The 21032-nt window shown below is 70.4% G+C and carries 21 protein-coding genes and 1 other RNA gene; 9 read left to right on the top strand and 13 right to left on the bottom strand.

Annotated elements, in window-relative coordinates; genetic code table 11:
• Positions 1–45: 45 nt before the first annotated feature.
• The 4 genes from MK177_06480 to MK177_06465 all read right to left on the bottom strand — a co-directional run bounded on the left by MK177_06480 (position 46) and on the right by MK177_06465 (position 3127).
• The gene (locus tag MK177_06480; protein ID MCH2426964.1) at positions 46–504 is read right to left on the bottom strand and encodes an SRPBCC family protein; all 459 of its coding nucleotides are present in this window, start codon (positions 502–504) and stop codon (positions 46–48) included.
• A 137-nt stretch (positions 505–641) separates the two neighbouring features.
• Positions 642–1775: a glycosyltransferase family 4 protein gene (locus MK177_06475; GenBank protein ID MCH2426963.1), complete on the bottom strand. Its 1134-nt coding sequence runs from the start codon at positions 1773–1775 to the stop codon at positions 642–644.
• A complete protein-coding gene (gene queG / locus MK177_06470; GenBank protein ID MCH2426962.1) occupies positions 1772–2878 on the bottom strand; it encodes a tRNA epoxyqueuosine(34) reductase QueG in 1107 nt (368 codons plus the stop codon). Before queG ends, MK177_06475 begins: the two co-directional genes overlap by 4 nt.
• 36 nt (positions 2879–2914) lie before the next feature.
• Entirely contained in the window at positions 2915–3127 is a 213-nt protein-coding gene (locus MK177_06465; protein ID MCH2426961.1) for a hypothetical protein, read from the bottom strand.
• A gap of 84 nt (positions 3128–3211) precedes the next feature.
• Here MK177_06465 and MK177_06460 point away from each other — a divergent pair, with 84 nt between their 5' ends.
• Positions 3212–4888 carry a DEDD exonuclease domain-containing protein gene (locus tag MK177_06460; protein MCH2426960.1) on the top strand — a complete coding sequence of 559 codons (1677 nt, stop codon included), beginning with the start codon at positions 3212–3214 and terminating at the stop codon, positions 4886–4888.
• A 37-nt stretch (positions 4889–4925) separates the two neighbouring features.
• On the top strand, positions 4926–6329 hold the full coding sequence (locus MK177_06455) for an alpha/beta hydrolase (protein ID MCH2426959.1): 1404 nt from the start codon (positions 4926–4928) through the stop codon (positions 6327–6329).
• Positions 6330–6418: 89 nt separating this feature from the next.
• On the opposite strand, the gene trpD is transcribed toward MK177_06455, so the two are convergent.
• Together trpD and MK177_06445 are read right to left on the bottom strand one after the other, a co-directional pair.
• Positions 6419–7447 (bottom strand): anthranilate phosphoribosyltransferase, encoded by a 1029-nt coding sequence (trpD, locus tag MK177_06450; protein ID MCH2426958.1) that lies wholly within the window; start codon positions 7445–7447, stop codon positions 6419–6421.
• A gap of 17 nt (positions 7448–7464) precedes the next feature.
• Positions 7465–7764: a WhiB family transcriptional regulator gene (locus MK177_06445; protein MCH2426957.1), complete on the bottom strand. Its 300-nt coding sequence runs from the start codon at positions 7762–7764 to the stop codon at positions 7465–7467.
• 71 nt (positions 7765–7835) lie between these two features.
• On the opposite strand from MK177_06445, the gene rnpB reads away from it, so the two are divergent.
• An RNA gene (gene rnpB / locus MK177_06440) (RNase P RNA component class A) lies at positions 7836–8198 on the top strand.
• A gap of 20 nt (positions 8199–8218) precedes the next feature.
• On the opposite strand, the gene MK177_06435 is transcribed toward rnpB, so the two are convergent.
• Entirely contained in the window at positions 8219–9076 is an 858-nt protein-coding gene (locus MK177_06435; GenBank protein ID MCH2426956.1) for a hypothetical protein, read from the bottom strand.
• An 89-nt stretch (positions 9077–9165) separates the two neighbouring features.
• On the opposite strand from MK177_06435, the gene MK177_06430 reads away from it, so the two are divergent.
• Both MK177_06430 and MK177_06425 read left to right on the top strand, forming a co-directional pair.
• Entirely contained in the window at positions 9166–9861 is a 696-nt protein-coding gene (locus MK177_06430; protein MCH2426955.1) for a pentapeptide repeat-containing protein, read from the top strand.
• A 158-nt stretch (positions 9862–10019) separates the two neighbouring features.
• Positions 10020–11111 carry an ecdysteroid 22-kinase family protein gene (locus MK177_06425; GenBank protein MCH2426954.1) on the top strand — a complete coding sequence of 364 codons (1092 nt, stop codon included), beginning with the start codon at positions 10020–10022 and terminating at the stop codon, positions 11109–11111.
• Between the two features lie 11 nt (positions 11112–11122).
• On the opposite strand, the gene MK177_06420 is transcribed toward MK177_06425, so the two are convergent.
• From MK177_06420 to MK177_06405, 4 genes are read right to left on the bottom strand one after another with little or no spacing between them, the layout of a single operon-like run.
• Positions 11123–11689: a histidine phosphatase family protein gene (locus MK177_06420; protein ID MCH2426953.1), complete on the bottom strand. Its 567-nt coding sequence runs from the start codon at positions 11687–11689 to the stop codon at positions 11123–11125.
• Entirely contained in the window at positions 11689–12174 is a 486-nt protein-coding gene (locus tag MK177_06415; GenBank protein MCH2426952.1) for a hypothetical protein, read from the bottom strand. Before MK177_06415 ends, MK177_06420 begins: the two co-directional genes overlap by 1 nt.
• 16 nt (positions 12175–12190) lie before the next feature.
• On the bottom strand, positions 12191–12895 hold the full coding sequence (locus MK177_06410) for a hypothetical protein (GenBank protein MCH2426951.1): 705 nt from the start codon (positions 12893–12895) through the stop codon (positions 12191–12193).
• A gap of 52 nt (positions 12896–12947) precedes the next feature.
• Positions 12948–13421 carry a pyridoxamine 5'-phosphate oxidase family protein gene (locus MK177_06405; GenBank protein ID MCH2426950.1) on the bottom strand — a complete coding sequence of 158 codons (474 nt, stop codon included), beginning with the start codon at positions 13419–13421 and terminating at the stop codon, positions 12948–12950.
• A gap of 314 nt (positions 13422–13735) precedes the next feature.
• Between MK177_06405 and MK177_06400 the strand changes: the two genes are divergently transcribed.
• From MK177_06400 to lpdA, 4 genes are read left to right on the top strand one after another with little or no spacing between them, the layout of a single operon-like run.
• Positions 13736–14737, top strand: coding sequence for a thiamine pyrophosphate-dependent enzyme (locus MK177_06400; protein MCH2426949.1), 1002 nt, complete (start codon positions 13736–13738; stop codon positions 14735–14737).
• On the top strand, positions 14734–15723 hold the full coding sequence (locus tag MK177_06395) for an alpha-ketoacid dehydrogenase subunit beta (GenBank protein ID MCH2426948.1): 990 nt from the start codon (positions 14734–14736) through the stop codon (positions 15721–15723). The genes MK177_06400 and MK177_06395 overlap by 4 nt, the downstream gene beginning before the upstream one ends.
• Positions 15724–15737: 14 nt before the next feature.
• A complete protein-coding gene (locus MK177_06390; GenBank protein MCH2426947.1) occupies positions 15738–16985 on the top strand; it encodes a 2-oxo acid dehydrogenase subunit E2 in 1248 nt (415 codons plus the stop codon).
• A gap of 6 nt (positions 16986–16991) precedes the next feature.
• Positions 16992–18383: a dihydrolipoyl dehydrogenase gene (lpdA, locus tag MK177_06385; protein ID MCH2426946.1), complete on the top strand. Its 1392-nt coding sequence runs from the start codon at positions 16992–16994 to the stop codon at positions 18381–18383.
• 11 nt (positions 18384–18394) lie between these two features.
• On the opposite strand, the gene MK177_06380 is transcribed toward lpdA, so the two are convergent.
• Positions 18395–19915, bottom strand: a complete 1521-nt coding sequence (locus tag MK177_06380) for an ABC transporter ATP-binding protein (protein ID MCH2426945.1) — start codon at positions 19913–19915, stop codon at positions 18395–18397.
• A 75-nt stretch (positions 19916–19990) separates the two neighbouring features.
• On the bottom strand, positions 19991–20935 hold the full coding sequence (locus tag MK177_06375) for a BMP family protein (GenBank protein ID MCH2426944.1): 945 nt from the start codon (positions 20933–20935) through the stop codon (positions 19991–19993).
• Between the last annotated feature and the right edge of the window lie 97 nt (positions 20936–21032).

The raw sequence follows: 21032 nt of genomic DNA, 5'->3' as shown, positions 1-21032 counted from the left end.
GGCCTTCCACCCCGGAGGCCGGTCGGAGGAGCCGGACCGGCCCGATCAGCTGGTGGGTGCGCCTACCTCTATGCGGGCCTTCAGGTCGTCGATCGCGGCGTGGACGACCTTGGCCTCCAGGCGACGCTTCACGAAGCCGGGAAGCCCGATGATGAGGTCCACGTCGAGGTCGTAGACCACGAGCGCCGCGTCGGCATCCCCCTCCACGGCGAGGAACTCGTAGCCACCGCTCATCCGCCTCAGAAGGTCTCCCTCGACGAGGCGCCACGAGATGCGAAGCGGGTTGGAACCGTAGGTGTACCGCAGGGTGTAGTTGGTGCTCCGGCCCATCGCAGCCGCGCGGAAGGCCACGTCGCCCGGACGCCCCAGGTCGTCGCGGACCAGGACCTCGGCCTCCTTGATGTCGGGCGCCCACTCCGGAAGCCGCTCGACGTCAAGCACCGTCTCATAGCAGCGCTCCGGGGTCGCCCGCACGATGATGCGCTGGCTGGCGTGATCGGTCATGGATGGCCTCCTCACCGCCGACACTACCGGCCGTCGAACTCCCGGTGGTGGGTTCCTCCGGCCCCATCGGACCGGGCCGGGACCTTCCAGCTTCGTGTTGGACCGTCAGCCCGTCAGCCCAGCTCACCGTCAGCCTGTCAGCCCTTTAGGGTCGCACCGTCGATCCCGTCACGGAGGCGGTCGGCCAGGACGTCGTAGGCGAACTCGGACACGGCCCTCTCCCGGCCTCGCCGCCCCATCTCCGCGCGACGATCGTCATCGCCCAGCAGGCCTGCCAGGGCGTCTGCCAACCGGTCGACCACTCCAGGGGGCCCGACCACCAATCCGGTACGACCATGCTCCACCGCTTCGGCCGAACCACCGCTGTCGCCGGCCACCTGGACCACCCCTGCGGCGGCCGCCTCCACGAACACGATGCCGAACCCCTCCTGCTCCAGGCCTCCCCAGCGGGTCCGGCACGGCATGGAGAACACGTCGCCGGCCCCGTAGAGCCCGGGCAGGAGTTCTTCCGGAACACGGCCCAACAGGCGTACCGGCGCGTCGGTGGATGCCACCAGGCCCTCGAGGCGCCGCCGATCACGCCCCGATCCGGCGATGGCGACCACCAGGTCGGGCTCCCGTCGACGGAGGCGTGCCGCGGCCCGGATCAGCGTGTCCATGCCCTTGCGGGGGACCAGCCGGCTGACGCCGACCACCAGCGGCGCATCCACCGGAAGCCCCAGGTCGGTACGGACAGAGGCCCGTTCCCCGGCATCCAGGGGACGGAAGCGGTCGGTGTCAACCCCGGGGGGTACCACCACCGTGGGCAGGTCGCGATCGGCGGCGCGCGAGGCCTCCATGGCCGGATAGTTGCCGGCACAGATCACCAGCGAGGCCCCGCTGAGGACCCGCGCCAGCAGCGAACGACCGACCGGGAGCCGACCGGGCACCGTGACCTCGGCACCGTGCAGGACCACGGCGTAGGGACGGTCCACGCGGGACGCGGCGTACCCGACAGGGAGGGCGGGATCCCATACCACCAACTCGGCATCGTGTCCGGCCGCCAGCCGTCCGACCCGACGGGCCACGCTCCGCGTGGGCAGCAGCACCGGCTCCCTGGAGCGACTCAACGTGAAGGCCTGGTCGGCGTCGAAGGCGTCCGCCCCGGCGTACGGCGTGGTGTGGACGGCGACGTCGTCCGGGGGGAGGCGTCGCCAGAGCTCCCACAGGTAGGACTGGATGCCCCCGACCTTCGGCGGAAAGTCGTTGGTCACCAACAGGTGTCGCCTCACGGTCCCACCCTGCCCCTGATCACCGCCATCTCCTCGGCGACCAGCGGATCCCCGTCATCGTCCAGGTCCCCCAGGAGGTCATAACGGCCCAGCGCCGACGCGGCCCAGGCCGCGTGGGACCGCAGGATCGGATCGGGATCGGCCAGGAACGCCACGAGCAGCCGGACGGCCGTCGGATCGTCGCCGGCCGCAGTGTTCCCGAGGGCCACCAGGGCGTTGCGTCGGAGGTACCGGGGATCCCGCTCCGCTATGTACCAGCGCCCGAAGCGCTCCAGCAGCTCGTGGTCGTCGGCTTCCAGCACGTCGACCGCTTCCACGTCAGCCGCCGGATCCTCGGTCCCGTCCGCCACCACCTCCGACCGGCCGACCGGACACACCTCCTGGCAGTCGTCACACCCGTAGAGCCGACCGCCGAGGGCCTTCCGGTACACACGCGGAATGGACCCGGGTGCCTGGACCAGCCACGCCAGGCACCGCCGGGCGTCGACCACCCCCGGTTCCACGATGGCCCCGGTCGGACAGCCGTCGATGCACCGCCTGCAGGTTCCGCAACCCTCGTCGACCGGGTCCGATGGCGGCAGTGCGGCATCCGTCACCACTGCGCCGAGGACGAACCAGCTTCCCCGTCCGGGGAGCAGGACATTGGCGTTGTGGCCGTACCACCCGATCCCGGCCCGGACGGCTGCCGCCCGGTCCACCAGGGCGTTGTCGTCGGCCACGACCCGGGCCGCCCATCCATCAGCCCTGAGGCGGTCGGCCAAGTGGTCGAGGCCGGCACGGAGTGCTCCGTAGTGGTCGTGCCTGGCGTAGGCGGCGATCCGGAGGCGGCCGGCACCGACGTCGGCCAGGCGCGGTGCCGGGGTCCGCCGGGCTCCTACGAGGATGGACCTCGCACCCTCCAGGATTCGCCTCGGGTCGGTCGACCGGGCCGGGTTGCGGAAGGTGAACTGCATTCCGCCGTGCAGGCCATCCGCTCTACGTCTCTCCAACTCTGAGCGCACCTCGGGGAACGGCTCGGCACCGGTCACCCCCACGGCATCGAGGCCAACGGATCGCCCCAGCGCGAGGAGGTCGGCCTTCAGCAGGTGGGCGGACTCCTCCATCGGGCCATGGTCGCACGGCGCCGAGGGGTGGGGCGATCAGCGGCCCGCCGTCAACTGTTCCGAGTGGCGCAGCGGTGGTACCAGCCCGACTTGGCCCAGCATCCCGATGGCCCGGAACCCGGCCAGGTCGACCACCACGGCATCCCCTGGCCTGCGCCCACATATGAAGGTCACCACGCAGTCGTCGCATGTGTCCGTATGGCGCTCGGCGCAGGTGCCGCAGTCGATGAGCAGTGTGTCGTCTCGCATGCCCTGCATCCTCCCAGCGGGGTGTGACAGCCGTGTCCGGAACCGGTCCTTGACGCACGAACACCTGTTCGGTTGACTGGACCGGTGACGAAATCGGTGGCAGACCCGCTCCAACGGAGCCTTGCGGACCTCGGCACTCCGCTCGCCGACGTGACCTTCTGCATCGTCGACCTGGAGACGACCGGAATCTCACCCGCCGAGTGCTCCATCACCGAGATCGGCGCCGTGAAGCTAAGGGGCGGCGAGTGCCTCGGCACCTTCCAGTCGCTCGTCGACCCGGGGTGCGGGATCCCACCGTCCATCACGGTCCTGACCGGCATCACCTCGGCCATGCTGGTCGACGCACCACGGATCGCCGAGGTCCTCCCCTCCTTCCTCGAGTTCCTCGGCGACGCCGTTGTGGTGGGCCACAACGTCCGCTTCGACCTGGCGTTCCTCCGGGCTGCGCTGGCCGGGGCGGACCGCCCGCCGCTCTCCAACCGTTCGATCGACACCTGCGGCCTGGCCCGACGCCTACTCGGGGAGGAGGTACCCAACTGCCGCCTCGACACCCTCGCATCGCTGCTACGCCTCGACCACCGACCCTCCCACCGGGCGCTGGACGACGCCCTGGCCACCGGTGACCTACTCCACCTGCTCATCGAACGTGCCGGGGCGCTCGGTGTGACCGGGCTGGACGACCTGCTCCTGCTCCCGAAGATGGCCGGCCATCCGCAGGCCGCCAAGCTGCGCATGACCGAGTCCCTCCCACGATCGCCCGGCGTATACCTGTTCCGAGGTCGCCGTGGCGAGGTCATCTACGTGGGCCGGGCAACCAACCTCCGGGCGCGGGTCCGGAGCTACTTCTCGACCGACACCCGGCGCAAGACCGCACAGATGCTCCGTGAGACGACCCGTATCGACCATCGGGACTGCACCGGCCCACTCGAGGCCGCCGTGGTCGAGATCCGCCTGATCCACGAGCACGAGCCGCGCTTCAACCGTCAGGGAACAACCTGGCGTCACTACGCCTACGTCAAGCTCTCCCTTGGGGAACGGTTCCCGCGGCTGTCGACCGCCCGGGTCCTGAAGCAGGACGGCGGGCTCTACATAGGGCCGGTCACCTCCACGTCGGCGGCCCGAATGGTCATCGATGCCATCCAGGCGGTGGTCCCGCTGCGTCGCTGCACGACCCGACCGGCGCCAACCCCAGGCACCGGACCGTGCGTGCCGGCACAGCTCGGGCTGGCGACCTGCCCGTGCAGTGGTCAGATCGACGAGGACGGCTACGCCGCGATCGTCGCCAGGGCGGTGGCCGGGCTCACCTCCCGACCCGACCTGTTGATCGACCCCCTTGCCGATCGGATGCGACGGCTTGCAGCTGAGGAACGCTTCGAGGAGGCGGCGGACCTCAGGGACCGGACCGCGGTCCTGGCTGGAGCCCTGGGCCGCCAACATCGCCTGCGCCGGCTCCGCGAATCGGGGCGGCTTCGGGTCCGGGTGCAGGACCATGGTGGCGCCGAGTTCCAGGACGGACTGTTGGTACATGCCTGGTGCGGCGAGCCAGACGGCGATCTCGCCCTGCGGTTCTCGCCGGCAGCCGACGACCGGCCGGTGCCAGGCGAGCCGATCCCCCGCGACCTGGCAGACGAACTGCACTGTGTAGCGGCATGGCTGGACGGCGAGTCCCACCGACTGCGGCTGGAGCACTGTGACGGCACGCTGGCCGATCCGCTGGCCAGGATCCCCACCTTCAGGGCACCGCCGGACCCGCGCACCTGATCCAGCCACGGAAGGGTCCGTGGGTACCGTGGACGGCGTGAGGATCCCGATGCGCACCCACCTCCGCATCCACGGGCTCGTTGCGATCCTCGTAGCTGTTTCCATGGCATGCACCGGATCCACCGTTTCCGACGGATCCTCCGTCCCCGACGTTGGCAGCGACGACAGGCTGGTCGACGCCGACTGTCCGGGCGAAGAGGTTCCGAGCGACCTGACCGTCACCTGCCACCGCCTGGAACTCAAGGACGCGTCCCTCTCGGTCGTCGTGCTTCATGCGGCCGACCCGACCGGTGCACCGGTGCTCCACCTGCACGGTGGGCCCGGCGGGCGCGCCGTTCTCGACCGGTACCGGTGGCTGGCCCCCCGTTCCGGGATCCTGGAGGGGCACGACGTCATCCTGGTCGACCAGCGGGGCGGCGGTGCCTCGACGCCGTCGCTCGACTGCCCCGAACTGGACGACGGGCCGGTCGACGGATTCGACGGCTACCGCGCCTGCCGGCAGCGCCTGGACGACGGTGGCGTCGACCGGAACTCCACGACCGTGGAGAGGATCGGCGCCGACATGGTCACCCTCAGGGAGGCGATGGGGCTGGACTCATGGCACCTCCACGGCGTCTCGTTCGGCACCCGGATCGCCCTCGAGCTGCTCCGGATCGACGGCGGGGCCGTGGACTCCGCCGTGCTGGACTCACCCCTGCCCCCCGAGGTGGACGCCTACGACGACCTGCCGGCCGGCGTGCTCCTCGCCCTCGAGGTCCTCGAGGCGGGATGCCTGGACTGGGATGCCTGCCCACACGGACTCCTCGAACCGCTCCGAGAGGTGCTGGCCGGCCTGGCCTACCGGGCGGTGGCGGTGACCATCCGATCCGGCGAGGCGGTGCACTACGACGACGTCCGGTTCGTACGACTGGTGTCCGACGCCCTCGCCAACCCTGTCGGTCCGGCCGTGGTCCGCGACGCCATCCCGCTGGCCGCCTCCGACCGGCTGGCCGAGGCGGTGGCACGGCTTACCGAGATCGCCTCAACGGGCCGATCCGTCGGCGACCCGGTCTCCGAAGGAGCCCAACTCTCCTCGGAGTGCGCTGACGAGGTGCCGTTCAACGCCATGTCCGCCATGACCACCGGCGACCCGATCCTGGATGCGGTGGCCGGCGCCGGCATCGAGGTGCGCGCCCTGTGCGCCCTGTGGGACGTACCGGCCTCAGAGCGGGTAGTCGACCGGGCGGTCACATCGACGGTGCCGATCCTGGTTCTGTCCGGCCACCTGGATCCGATCACCCCTTTCGCATGGGCCCGACGACTGGCAGACGGTCTGGAGAACGCCACCTTGGTCGAGTCCCCCCGGTGGACCCACGTCCCGTCGATGTCGGACCCCTGCGCCGCCCACCTGGTGGCCCGGTTCCTGGCCGGTGACCGGGCGGTGGGGCTGCCCGACTGCTGATCCGACCGCCGCCCGCACCGGCTCCCGGTCGCGCACCAGGCCGGGCGCCCGGCCGGTGACCGGTCGTCGGTCCGCCGCCGTCTGGCCGGTCAGGTGCTGATGGAGTCCAGCGCCGCCGCCGCCGAACCGTCGTCGAGCGCGGCGATCGCCCGCTCCACGCCGTCCGCTATCCCGTCGGCGATGCCCGCCACCACCAGGCCGGCTCCCGCGTTCAGCGCCACCATGTCGCGACGCGGCCCCCTCTCGTCACCCGCGAACATGGCCAGGGCGATCTCGGCATTGCGTTCCGGCCCACCCCCGGCCAGGTCCGAGGCGTCCGCCAACGACATTCCGATCTCGACCGGGTCCAGCGTCCACTCCCGGTCGACCCCCTCGCGCAACTCGAGTATCCGCGTTGGGCCGGTAAGCGCGATCTCGTCCAGGGCGTCGTGGCCGGTGACCAGCCAGGTGTGCAGCGACCCGTTGGCACGGAACACCTTGAGCATGCGGTCGGCCAGCCCCGGGTCGGCGGCACCGATGACCTGACGCTTCGGCTGCCCGGGATGCGAGAGCGGACCCAGCACGTTGAAGACGGTCGGGATCCCCAGGCCTGCACGGATGGGGCCGGCGAAGCGCATGGCCGGATGGAAGGTCCTGGCGAAGGCGAAGCCGATCCGGTGCTCGGCGACCTGGGCGGCCAGGCGCTCCGGCGTGATCTCTATGTCCACACCCAGGAGCTCCAGCACGTCGAAGGCGCCGGAGGTCGACGACGCCCGTCGGTTGCCGTGCTTGCAGACGGTGGCGCCTGCGCCCGCCGCCACGAAGCAGGCCATGGTCGAGACGTTCAGCGCCGCCTGACGACGCACCACACCCCCGCCCGTTCCGACGATGTCGATCGTCCCCTCCGGCAGGGTCAGGGGTTCTGCCGCCGCGACCATGGCCTTGACCAGCCCGGTCGTCTCCTCAGCGGTCTCGCCCTTGACCTTCAGCCCGACCAGGAAGCCTGCGATCTGCGCCGGCTCGGCCTCCCCACTCAGGATCTCGGTGAGGATGGCCTCGGTCTCTTCGGCCGACAGGTGCTCACCTTCGCAGAGGCGTTCCAGGAGGCCCGGCCAGCCGCCATAGTCATCCAGAGCCACCCCTCCGACCCCGTAGGTCAGGCCGTCCGGCGGCGACGGAGGATCCGACGGCGATCGCGTTCGGTGGTCCCTCCCCAGATGCCGGTCGGTTCCCGCCGGAACAGGGCGTAGTCGAGGCAGTCGCTACGCACCTCGCATCGGTCGCAGACGGCCAGGGCGCGCGCCACGACGGCCTCTTCGGCCGGATCCGGATAGAAGATCGAGGAGTCCAGCCCGCGGCAGGCCCCGCGCAGGTACCAGCCTTCGACAATCCGGTGGTCGGCCGAGGTAATCGGCCGAACGGCCACCGGAATCGGGGCCTCGACGAGTGTTTCCATGTCCGGAGCGTTGCTAGTGCGCCCATGCTTGCGACGCAAGGGAAATTCTGCTGCCAGACTGGAGCCGACGGTGAGCCGACCGGGTGGCCGCGGCGTGGTCTCCACGCTGAGGAAGGTCGGGGCTCCGCAGGGCAGGATGCTGGCTAGCGGCCAGTCGGGGCGACCCGCAGGAAAGTGCCACAGAAAACAGACCGCCGATGGCCCGGTCCCCTCGGGGAATGGGCACAGGTGAGGGTGAAACGGTGCGGTAAGAGCGCACCAGCGACCGGGGTGATCCGGTCGGCTCGGCAAACCCCATCCGGAGCAAGGCCGAACAGGGAGAGGGCTGCCCGCCCGCCGACACTCCCAGGTGGGCCGCACAGATAGATGGTCACCCATCCGGACCCCCGCAAGGGGCCGGTGGACAGAACCCCGCCTACAGGTCGGCTCACCGTCACCCCCGGCCTCCGGTCGGTCAGACCCCCAGGGTGAAGGCCACCACGGACGCCACGCCGAAGGCACCTCCCAGCGCCTGGAGTGGCGCCACCCGCTCGCCGAGGAACCGCCAGGCGATGCCGACGCTCACCCCCGGGCTGAGGGCGATCAGGGCCGTCACCACGGCCGCCGATCCCCGAAGGTAGGCCGCCGTGCTGAGCACGATAGCCGTGCCACTGGTGCAGCCGAGCACCAGCCCGAACCGTCGGACCACAGGATCCGGCCACACCGATTCCGACCGGGCCCGGGCGAAGGCAGGCAGCAGCACCAGACCCGTCAACAGGACCAGCAGGGCCGGTACCTCGCCGGCCGCCGGATCGGCCTGGGTGAGGAGGATCCCGGCCACGCCGATGCTGCACCCCACCACCAAGGCCAAGCCCAACACCCGGCTCCGGACGACGTCGCGGATCCGGGGCAGGCCACCTTCGCCGGACAACAGCACAACGGCCGGGACGGCCAGCACCACCCCGAGCACCTCGACACCGGTCAGGCGCTGGCCGATAAACGGACCCACGAGTACCGGCACGGCGATCATGGTCAGGCCGTAGCCGGGAGCAAAGACGGCGATCGGGCCACGGGCCATGCCGAGGTAGAGCAACGGCCGGGTGGCGGCCATCAACAGGCCGGCCATCACCGGCCACACCACGTCGGCCACGCCCACCGCCTCCGGTGGCCGCACCACCAGTACCAGCCCGACGACCACCGCTCCGACAGCGGTGGCCGTCATGGCCACCGCGATGGCCGCCCCGGGACGGCCCGAGCGGCGGATGGCAATGCCCCCCAGGAGGTCGCCGACACCGAAGAAGACCGCCGACGCGGCAGCCAGTAGGACGGTCACAGGGGAATGCTGCCCGATCACCGGCACGGGGCCCACCCCGGGCCGGCGCCCGGACACGCCGACGGGCTTACTGCCCTAGCCTCGGTCCGATGGAGGTCCGCGGATACGAGCTCGGGATCGGAGCCGACCTGGCGGGCGCCGACCTGACCGACACCGACCTGAGGTCGGTGGACCTCAGCGGGTCCTGGCTGGGGGGCGCCGTGCTGAGCGGATCCGACCTGTCCGACGCCCGCCTCGTCGGTGCCGACCTCCGACACGCCATCTGCCAGGGCACCGTGTTCGCCGACGCGGACCTCCACCACGCAAACCTCTGGAGCGCCGACTTGAGCGATGCGCGGATGGGTGGCGCCATGCTCAGCCGCGCCTGGCTGGGCAGTGCCCGCCTCACCGGCACGGACCTCCGGAGCACAGACCTGGGCGGCGCCTGGCTCATCGCCGCGGACCTCACCGGCGCCCTACTGGGTGCCTCGACCCTCGCAGGAGCCTCCCTGACCCGGACCTGCATGCGCGACGCCGACCTGACCGGGGCGTTCGCCGGAGGTGCCGACTTTCGTAGTGCGGTCCTGAACGGGGCCACCATCAGGGCGGCGAACCTGTCGGGCGCCATCCTCCGGGGCACCTCGCTGATCGAGGCCGACCTGAGCCTCACCGACCTGGTCGGCGCCGACCTCACCGGTGCCCAGCTCGACGGCGTCGTCCTGGACGGCATCCGGCACGACGACACGACGCTCTGGCCGGAAGGCTTCGACCCGCCCTCGTCGGGCGGCCTCGACGACCACGACTGAGCGGCCTTCCGTCGGCTCCGCCCGGGCTCCGGACAACCCTGCTGCCCACATCCGGACCGGGTCCGCCGCCGTCCGCTGAACCCGCCCGGGGCGACTGCTACCGTCCGTGGCCGGGTGGCAGATCGACGGGATGCACCGTCGGAGATCGGGGGTCCCAGATGCCGGAGCACGGAATACCGACGACCGTCGAAGAGGTCACACCGGCCTGGCTGACCGACGCCCTCCGGGGCAGCGGGGCACTCGACGGCGGCACGGTGACCGGCTTCGGGGCTGAGCCGATCGGTCAGGGAATCGGACTCATGGGCCTGCTCCATCGCCTGACGCCCACCTACGACGGTGGATCGGGCCCGGCGACGGTCGTGCTCAAGACGCCGGTCGACCACGAGATGACCCGGTTCGTGGCCCGCACCTTCCAGTTCTACGGCAAGGAGGTCGCCTTCTACCGCACCGCCGCCGACCGCAGCCCGCTGACGACCCCGCGTTGCCTCGCCTCGGCCCACGACCCCGAGAGCGATGACTTCGTGCTCCTCCTCGAGGACCTGGGGGAGGCCGAGGTACACAACCAGCTGGACGGCTGCCCTCCCGACCTGGCCGAGGCGGCGGTGCGTGCCCTGGCCCGCCACCACACGGAGTTCTGGGAGTCACCCACCTTCGACGCCGAGCTCTCCTGGCTTCCGTTCGGCTGGGACCCACCCATGCCCCAGGGCGTGCAGCACGGGGTGTCGACCGCCTGGGAGCCGTTCCTGGCCGGCTTCGGCGACCGTGTGGACGACGACATCAGGGCCATCGGCGAGAGGTTCCCGACCGTCGTCGAGGAGATGATGTACTTCCCGGACAAGGCGACCACGCTGGCCCACGGCGACTACCGGCTGGACAATCTCTTCTTCCGTCGACACCACGACGGCCCGGAGGTGATCGCCATCGACTGGCAGATCTGCGTCAAGACGGTCGGCGCCTACGACCTCGGCTACTTCATCAGCCAGAGCCTCACCGTCGAGGACCGACGGTCGCACGAGGAACGCCTGCTGGAGGTCTACCGGGCGACCCTGGCCGAGGCCGGCATCGACTACCCGGCCGACGAACTCGTCGAGGACTACCGACGGACGGTCCTGTTCTGCCTCTGCTATCCGATCCAGGCGGGAGGCAGCGTTGAGCTTGTGAACGACCGGGCCGTCCAGTTGGTGGGTCTCATGCTGGACCGCGTCGTGGCCGCCATCAGGGACCTCGACGCAGCGTCCCTGATGCCCTGACCGTCCGGCCTTCAGACCTCCGACAGGTGGGCCACGTCGTTGAAGCCGCGTAGGGACGGACCGGCGCCGACGGTCATCACCGAGGCGGGGGCCACGAAGGTCCTCCACGCCACCTCGTCGGTGACGCCCAGGGTCCAGGCCAGGGCCGCCTTCACCGGCGATACGTGGGTTACCACTACTACATCGGACGTCCGGGAGGCCTCGAAGAGGTCCTCGAGGGCGGAGCGGACCCGGCGGCCGAGCTCCCGATGCGACTCCCCGCCTGGTGGGGCCCAGTCCAGGTCACGGCGCCATTCCCTCCACGTCGCGGCAGGGATGTCGGCCACCGGCCGGCCGTCGAACTCGCCGTAGTCCATCTCGATCCACCGATCGTCCACCTCCACGTCCATTCCGAACTCCTCGGCGGTCCGCCGGGTCCGGAGCAGCGGGCTGGACACCACCCGGTCAACCGGACCGAGGGTCGCTGCTGTGGCCGCCGCCTGCCTGACGCCGAGCTCATCCAGGTCGGGATCGAGGTGCCCTAGGAGCAGCCCCGATGCGTTGGCCGCAGTCCGACCGTGCCGTACGACGAACAGCATCAGCGACCCCGGACTGCTTCCAGGCGCCCCAGCCGGACAAACTCGGTCCGGCGGACGGGATCGGCCAGGCCGAAGCGGCGCCAGGCCCAGGCTCCAAGCAGCAAGCCCAGCAACTCCAGAATGACGCCTCCCCAGCCACGGCCTAACTCCGGGACCGGCGGGGAGCCGAGGCTGTCGACCCCGGCGAACGGCCACCAGAAGATCCCCGTATCGGCCCATGTGGCGTCCAGGACCAGGTGGGCCAGCATCCCGATCGGCACACCCAACCAGCGGCGCTGCGTCAGGCGACGACCGCGGGCCCCGAGCATGACGGCAGCCAGGAGGGCCACGCCGAGGATCGGGGTGTGCAGGATCCAGGGGCCACCGACAAGGCCCTCCGCCACCGGCAGGACGGCTCCGAGGACGACGAACCGGTGGTCCATCGACGGGCTGTCGAACACCAGGGCGACCCCCACGAGCGCCGCTACGGCGAACCAGACCAGCATGTGATGTCGGTCCGGATCAGCGGACCACGAGCCGACCGCACTCGCTGCAGTCCGCCAGCGTCCCGGTGGCCAGTCCCTTCACCCGGTCGGCCTCGACGGCCGGCATGGAGTACGGACACCCGCTGCAGTCAGCTCCCGAGAATCGGACCACGGTGCTCGACCCGAAAGATGGCAGGTTGCGCTCGTAGCGGGCGAGCACCTCGGCGGGGAGCGACCCGACGGCTGCCTCCCGACGGGTCGCCGACTCGGCCAGCTCGCCGTCTATGAGGGCCTCGGCATCGGCGAAGGCGGCACGGGCGCCTTCGATCTCGGCGTCGCCGGCAAGCCCTGCGGCGGCCAGCTCGTCTAGACGGGACTCGACGGGCTCGAGGGCCTCCATGATCTCAAGGACCTCGCCCTCCAGGTCATCCCGGCGACGGCGGAGGCCTTCTATCTCGTTCTGGAGCGCGGTCGCCTCCTTGGGCGACGTGATGGCGCTGCCGTAGAGCCTCTGGTCGAGCTCGCCCAGGCGGACCTCTATGGCCGCCACGTCGCCCTCGAGGCGGTGCTGTCGGCGGGCCCGGTCCAGGCGTTGGACCTGGAGGCCCTCGACCTCGGCGGTCGTGGCGGTCCGCGCAGCCCGGACCGCCACCAGAGCGTCTCCCTCCGGAAGCCTGGCCCTCCGATATTCCAACTGTCCTCGGAGGACGTCCTCGTCCTGGAGGGCGAAGAGGGCTTCCATGCCGCTCATGCTAGGCGTCGTCGGCCGGCATCCCGGGCCGGTTCACCGAGGGTCAATAGACACCGTCCAACTTGGTGTGGTCCCACGAGATGACGGTCTCCGGTTCGACCACCACCGCCGTGCGCTTGGCCGCCCAGACCGCCGCGGCAGCCTCGAGGTGCTCCTCGGGGACGCCCATCTGGTTGCGCTTCATGACAGCGCGTGCCACCCGGCGCACCTCCTCGACATCGTCCGACCCGTGGAGGATCGCCCTACCCTTGATCATGACCCCGCGGAGCGTCTCGTACGTCAGCCCGTCCTCCAGCAGCAGGGTGATCCGGTCGTTGCGCTGGAGGTTCAAGATCTTCTGCGACCTCGTATAGGTGCCGAAGGCCAGCCGGCCCTCCATCACGGCGAACCAGAGGGTCGACAGGTGGATCGATCCATCCCGATCGTGGCAGGCCACCTGGAGGCTCTTCTGCTCCTCGATGAACGCCGCCATCTCGTCGTCGGTCATCCGGATCAGGTCGCGGCGGTTGCTGGACATGTCTTTTCCTTCCTCCGGGCATCTTGGGCGGGTCGACTGATCGTAGGCACCTGAAAACGTCGGCCATGAAGCCAGCAGCGGAAGCGATGGGTCGAAAACGTCGCACACCCCACCGGGAAGGTGGGGCGTGCGGTCGCTCTCGGCTGCAGAACCGGGGGGTGGTTCCGGCCGGAGGTCGTCGGTTCCCGAGGGGTGCAGGAACCGGTATGGGGATCAACCTACCGGTCGATAACCCTCCGGCACGGTCGGACACCGGTGACATGGGGCACCTGTGACCGCTGGCCTGCTTCACCACCGCCGCTAGGGTCGACGAGGTGACGCGACCGTCGGATGACCAGCTCCGGTCGATGTTCGTAGACATGGTGTCGGCCCGTACCCAGGCCGGTCGCCTCTGGAACCTCCAGCGCCAGGGGCAGGTGGGAACCCTCGCTCCGATCGACGGCCACGAGGCCACGGTCGCCGCCACCGCCCATGCCCTGGACCCGGCGCACGACTGGATCCTCCCCCAGTACCGGGAGCCGCTGGCGCTCCAGCGTTTCGGTCCGGAGGTCCTCGACCGGTACATGCTCTACAACATCGGCCACCCAGCCGGCAGCTGTCTCCCGGAATCGGTACGCGTAGCGCCGCTGCAGATCTCGCTGGCCACCCAGATACCCCATGCCGTGGGACTGGCATGGGGTATGACGCTGCGCGACGAACCCGGCGTGGTCACCGTGTTCTTCGGAGACGGCTCCAGTTCCGAGGGCGACTTCTACGAGGCGGGCAACCTTGCCGGCGTCCTGGGTGCTCCGGTGATCTTCCTCTGCATGAACAACCAGTGGGCCATCTCCACCCCGCTCCACCAGCAGACTGCGGCCGAGACGATCGCCGACAAGGCGGCTGCGTTCGGAATCGGTGGAGTGGTCGTCGACGGCAACGACGCAGCCGAGGTGTACGACGCGGTCGACGAGGCCCGGCAGCGGGCACTGGCCGGCCGGGGGCCGACGCTGATCGAGGCCCGGCTCTACCGACTGGGTCCGCACACCACGGCTGACGATCCCAGCCGCTACGTGCCCCCCGAGGAGATCGAGGCAGCGCGGCGCGACGACCCGGTCCAGCGGCTCGGTGCGCACCTCACGGACCTGGGCCTCTGGGACGACGACGCACAGGCGGCCACCGAGGCCGCCGCTATGGCCCGCATCGACGAGGCCCTCGAGATGGCGTTGGCGAGGCCGATCGCACCGGACGCCGTCCTCGACCACTGCTTCGCTCAGGACACCCAGCGCATGGCCCGCCAGCGGGACTCACTGCTGGGGGCCCCCGAGGCGGGACGGTGACCGGCACCTCGGAGATCACGATGCTCCAGGCCATCAACGAGTCGCTCCACGCCGAGATGGCCCGTGACGAACGGGTCGTGGTCCTGGGCCAGGACGTCGGCCGGAACGGGGGTGTATTCCGTGCCACAGAGGGGCTCTTCGAGAAGTTCGGCGAGAGCCGTGTGGTCGACACCCCGCTGGCGGAGGGCATGATCGCCGGCGCCGCGGTGGGCCTGGCCATGGCCGGGATGGTGCCGGTGGCGGAGATCCAGTTCCTCGGCTTCTCCTACCAGGCCATGCACCAAGTGGCCGGCCAGATCGCCCGACTTCGGTACCGGAGCCAGGGCAGGTTCGAACCTGCCATCACCATCCGATCGCCGTTCGGCGGAGGCGTCCGCACGCCGGAACTCCATTCCGACTCTCTGGAGGGCCAGCTGGCCAACCTGCCCGGCCTCAAGGTCGTCATGCCGGCGACCGCGTCGGACGCCAAGGGGCTGCTGGCATCGGCCATCCGGGACCCGGACCCGGTCCTGTTCCTGGAGCCGTTGCGGGGCTACCGGGGCATCCGTGGCGATGTCCCGGACGGTGAGCACCTCGTGCCGCTGGGGCAGGCCCGGACGGCCCGGGCCGGCGACGACCTGGTCGTGATCGCCTGGAGCTACCAGGTAGAGGTGGCCTGCCGGGTGGCCGATTCGATGGCCGCCGAGGGCCTGTCCGTCGGGGTCCTTGACCTCCGAAGCCTCGTCCCGTTGGACATCGCCGCCATCGCCGGGGCCGTCGACCACTGCGGACGGGCCGTGGTGGTCGAGGAGGCCGCCCAGACGGGTGGTTTCGCCGGCGAGGTGGTGGCCACCATCGTCGAGGAGTGCTTCTGGTCGCTGGAGGCCCCGATCACCCGCGTCTCGGGCTTCGACGTGCCCTACCCGGTCGGGATGCTGGAGGGCGCCTACGTGCCGGATGAGGCCCGGATCGCCACAGCTGTACGCCGCACGCTCGAGATGGCCTGAGCCCGGACAGGACCATGCCCCACCGCTTCCACCTGCCCGACATCGGCGAGGGCCTCGAGGAGGCCGAGGTCGTGGAGTGGCTGGTGGCCCCCGGCGAAGTGGTCGTCCGGGACCAGCCGCTGGTCGAGGTGCTCACGGACAAGGCCAGTTCCGAGCTGCCGTCACCCGTGGCCGGCACCATCCTCCGACTGGGAGCATCCGAGGGTGAACGGATCAGGGTCGGCGCCCTGCTCATCGAGATCGACGATGGATCCGTGGACGGCGCTACCGGGGCCCTCGACCCGGAGATGCCGCCGGTCGACGAAGGCGTCGCCACCGCAGACCCGCCGACACCCGACCGGCCGACCACGGGTCGCGCCAAGGCCGCGCCGGCCACCCGACGGCTGGCCATCGAGTCCGGCGTGGACCTGGCCACGGTCACGGGGTCCGGACCGGGTGGTCGGATCACCACAGACGACGTCCGGGCGGCCGCAGCAGCGGACCGCACCACTACCGCTGCAGGCGCGACGGCCCCACCCGCACCGACCGCTCCGCCCATCAGGCCGGACCTGGGACAGATGCCAGTAGGCAGGCACCCGCTGCGCGGCATCCGCGGCGTGGTGGCCAGGAACATGGCCGCCTCCTGGTCGGAGATCCCCCACATCCACACCATGGACGAGCTGGACGCCAGCCTCCTGGTCGACTTCCGGAACCGCATGCGGTCGATGGGCCGTCCCGGCGCGGAGTTGGTCACCCACCTGTCGGTCGCCGCGGTGGCCGCCGCCCGGGCACTCCGACGCTTCCCGATGGTCAACGGCCACGTGGAGGGCCACCCCGGCGAGGACATCGTCATCCCCGAATCGGTGAACCTGGGCATCGCCGTGGCCACCGACAGCGGGCTGATGGTGCCCGTCGTGGCCGACGCCGACCGACTCGACCTGTTCACAATGTCGTCGGCGATCGCGAGGGTGGCCGACCGGGCCCGACAGGGCGACCTCTCGGCCAGCGACCTCTCCGGTGCGACCTTCACGATCACCAACTACGGCTCGCTGGGGGGTCGGTTCGCCACCCCGATCATCCCACCGGGCCAGGGAGCCATCCTGGGGCTGGGAGCCGTCGCCGAGCGGCCGATCGTGGTGGACGGAGCCGTCGTGGCCAGGCCCACGCTTCCGGTCGTCCTCGGGGCCGACCACCGCCTGATCGACGGGGACCTCGCAGAGGCCTTCCGCCGCTCGATCGTCGACGACCTGTCCGAACCGCTGCACCTGCTCATGGGAAGCTGAGAACCGGTGGTGGTCGGCGAGATGGCCACGGTGGTCGACCTGCTGGTCATCGGCGGAGGACCAGGGGGATATGCGACGGCACTGCACGGGGCGCGCATGGGACGCTCGGTCACGCTCGTGGAACGCGGGTCCGTGGGCGGCACCTGCCTGAACGTGGGCTGCATCCCGTCCAAGGCTCTGATCGAGGTGGCTGAGGCACACGCCCTGCCAGACCGGGCCCGATCCTGGGGCGTCGACGCCACTACGAGCGTGGACATGGCCAGGGTCGCCGAGCACCTCGGTGAGGTCGTCGACGGCCTCACCAGAGGCGTGGCCCGCCTGTTGGCCGATGCCGGCGTTCGGGTCCTGGAGGGCCATGCCCGCTTCTCCCGACCGGGTCGCGTGGCCGTCGAACACGGCGACACCGTGGAGTTCCTCGACTACGCGCAGGCCGTCACGGCCACGGGCTCCCGGCCGATCCAGCTGCCAGACATCCCGGTCGACGGGAACCGTGTCGTCGGATCCGATTCCCTGCTGTTCACCGACCGGCTGCCCGAACACCTGGTGCTGGTCGGAGGGGGCTACATCGGCGTCGAGCTGGGCTGCGCCTTCGCCAAGCTGGGGAGCCGGGTGACCATCGTGGAGGCGGAGGACCGGATCCTCCCAGGCTTCGAGGCCCGCACCGGTCGGCTCGTCGCCAGGGGGCTCCGCCGACTCGGCGTGGGCCTCTGCCTCGAGCATCGTGCGGTCGGAACCGACGAACACGGCCTAGTGGTGGCCGGCCCGGATGGAGAGGCAACCCTTCCCGCCGACCGGATCGCCGTCGTGGTGGGTAGGCGTCCCAACTCCGACACCGTGGCCATCGAGATGGCGGGCGCCACGGTGGATGGGACCGGCCTGGTCTCCGTGGATCCGGGTAGGCGGGCGACCGACGCGGTGTTCGCCATCGGCGACCTGACCGAAGGGCCGGCGCTGGCCCACAAGGCCACCGCCGAGGCCGAGGTGGCCGCCGACGTGGCGTGCGGCCGCCCGGCGGCCTTCGACCCCACGTGCGTACCCATGGTGGTGTTCTCCGACCCTCAGGTGATGGTCGTCGGGATGGACCTCGACGAGGCCACCGAGGCGGGCCTCCGGCCGGCGGCGTTCAGGTTCCCGCTGGCCGCCTCGGGACGGGCCTGGACCCTCGGTGGGGCCGAGGGCACGGTGACGGTGGTAGCCGACGCGGAGGGAACCGTCGTCGGTGTACAGGCGGTCGGTCCGCACGTTGCGGAGTTGGCCGGCGAGGCCGCCCTCGCCGTCGAGACGGCGGCAACCGTCGAGGACCTGGCCGGCACCATCCACGCCCATCCCACCCTCGGAGAATCGCTCATGGAGGCGGCACTTGGGCTGGCGGGGAGGCCGGTCCACACCGGCCGGTAGGCGTACTCGGTTCAGGCAGCGGCTTCGCTTCCGGCCATCAGGAGGCCGATGCGCTGGATGGTCGCCTCGGAGCGGTCCATGACCGCCAGTATCCGGCCTTCGGACATCACGGCGATCCGGTCGCTGAGGGCCAGGACCTCGTCGAGGTCCTCGGAGATGACGAGCACCGCGGCACCTCGCAGCCGTTCCTCGATGAGGCGACGATGGATGTACTCTGCGGCACCGATGTCGACCCCCCGGGTCGGCTGGGAGGCCAGCAGGACACCCGGTTCACTGGAGAGTTCTCTGGCCAGGATCAGCTTCTGGATGTTCCCGCCGGAGAGGTTGCCGGCAGGGGTTTCCAGTGTGGGCGTCTTCACCGTGAACCGCTCGACGAGGTCCCTGCAGCGGTCGGCGATCGCTCCGAGGCGAAGCAGTCCCCATCGGCAGAACGGCCGCCGATTGTGGTCCACCAGGATGAGGTTCTCGGCCACCGAGAACTCAGCGACCACGCCGTCTCGCATCCGCTCCTCGGGGACGTAGGCCAGGCCTGCAGCCCGCACCTCGCTCGGATGCAGGCCCGTCACGTCGACGTCGTCGATGTCCACCCGACCGGCAACGACCGGTCGCAGTCCTGCCACCGCCTCAGCCAGCTCCCGCTGCCCGTTTCCCGAGACCCCCGCGATCCCCACGACCTCTCCGGAACGGACCCCCAGGCTGCAGTCGGTGACCGCCTCGGTTCCCCGGTCGCCGTCGACACGGAGCCCGTCGATGGCCAGCCGAACGGGTCCCACCTCCACCGTCGGTCGGTCGGGCGCCAGCTGGACCGGGCGACCCACCATCATGTTGGCAAGATCCTCCTTGGAGGTCGCCGACGGAGTCGTCTCGCCGGTGACCCGCCCGTCGCGCATCACGGTGATCCGGTCGGCCAGGGCCAGTACCTCGTCCAGCTTGTGGGAGATGAAGATCAGGCCCACGCCGTCGGTGGCCATGGTCCTCAGCGTGACGAACAGCTCATCCACCTCGATCGGGGTGAGGACGGCCGTCGGCTCGTCCAGGACCAGGAGTCGGCAGTCCCGGTAGAGGGCCTTCACGATCTCCACCCGCTGTCGCTCCCCCACCGCCAACTGCCACACGTAAGCCGCCGGATCCACCGAGAGCCCGTACCGGGACGACAGCTTGCCGACCCGCTCCGCAACCCCACTGGTGTCCAGCAGGACGCCGTTGTCGGCCAGGCCAAGGGCCACGTTCTCGGCGACGGTCAGGGTGGGCACCAGCATGAAGTGCTGGTGGATCATCGCTACCCCGGCCCTGATGGCGTCGGCCGGCGCCGTGATCCCGCTCGGTTCCCCGTTCAGGCGCACCTCGCCCGCGTCGGGCCGGTACAGCCCGTACAGGACCTTCATGAGCGTGCTCTTGCCGGCTCCATTCTCTCCCAGGAGCGCGTGGATCTCGCCAGCCGCGACCTCCAGATGGACGTCGTCGTTGGCAAGCACGCCGGGAAACCGCTTGGTGATCCCCGTCAGCGCTAACAGTGTCGTGGTGTCGGCCATGGTTGCTGGATCGCTCCGTTGGTGCCGGGCGACCGACCCGGAGGCGGCCGCCCGGCACCGAGGGAGGAAATGGGATCAGGCTCCGGTGTCCACCATCCGGGCCTTGATGTCGGCGATCAGGCCCTCACCGATTGCCCGGGCGTCTCCGGCGTCCACGCCGTCGTTGAACTCGATGACGATGCCGCCGTTCTCTAGGTTGATGGTGTGGGAACTGCCACCCAGGTCGCCGTTCTTCACGCCGTTCACGATGCCCTGGAGGGCCTTCTCCCACTTGTAGACCTGTGAGGCCACCACCATGTCCTCGCCCAGCGAGGTCTGGTTGGACTGGGTGCCGAACCACCTGGCGCCGTTCTCGGCAGCCACGCCCGTCGCACCGACCACCATCTGGGCCGTACCCGTCAGGATGTCGGCACCGTTGGCGATGTGGCCTTCGGCGGCCTCGGCGGCCAGTGCCACGTCGCTGAACGACTCGATGTAGTTGACGTTCACCGTCACGCCCGGATCCTGTGCCGCGGCGCCGTTGACGAAGCCGTCCACGTAGAGCTTGGCGTCGCCTACGGCGATCGGTCCGATGACGCCGATGACGCCGCTTGAGGTCATGGCGGCCGCCATGGCGCCCATCACGTAGCCACCCTGGTCGGAGGCAGCCGTGTAGGCCGACACGTTGTCGAGACCGAAGGTGTCATTCGAGGTGCCCCAGGCGAACGCCGTGTCCGGGAAGTCTCCGGCGATCTCCTGCAGCGACCCGCCGTACTGCGAGCCGTGGGCGATGACCAGGTCGTAGCCGTCCTTGGCGTAGCCGCGGACTGCCGCAGCGGCATCGTCCACGATGAACGTGCCGTCGGTGATGTCGATGGCGTCCACGCCGTCGAGTGCGTGGACTGCGTCCACGATGCTCTGGGTGAATGCAAGGTCGTTGCTGGCGCTGGGCGCCACGACGGCGATCTTGAACAGGCCGTCGTCGGCTGCCTCCTCATCGGAGCTGCAGGCTCCTGCGGCAAGGGCCAGCACGGCCAGCATGGCCGTGAGACCTAGCCACTTTCGATTCCTACGTGTGTACATGGTGTCCCTCCCTCGGGGATTCTCCTCCGACCGGTGGTCCCGGCCGAGATCCGTG

This window comes from Acidimicrobiales bacterium (assembly GCA_022452145.1).
In the GTDB taxonomy this organism is placed as follows: Bacteria; Actinomycetota; Acidimicrobiia; order Acidimicrobiales; family MedAcidi-G1; genus UBA9410.
This window is presented reverse-complemented; position numbering and strand designations above follow the sequence as displayed.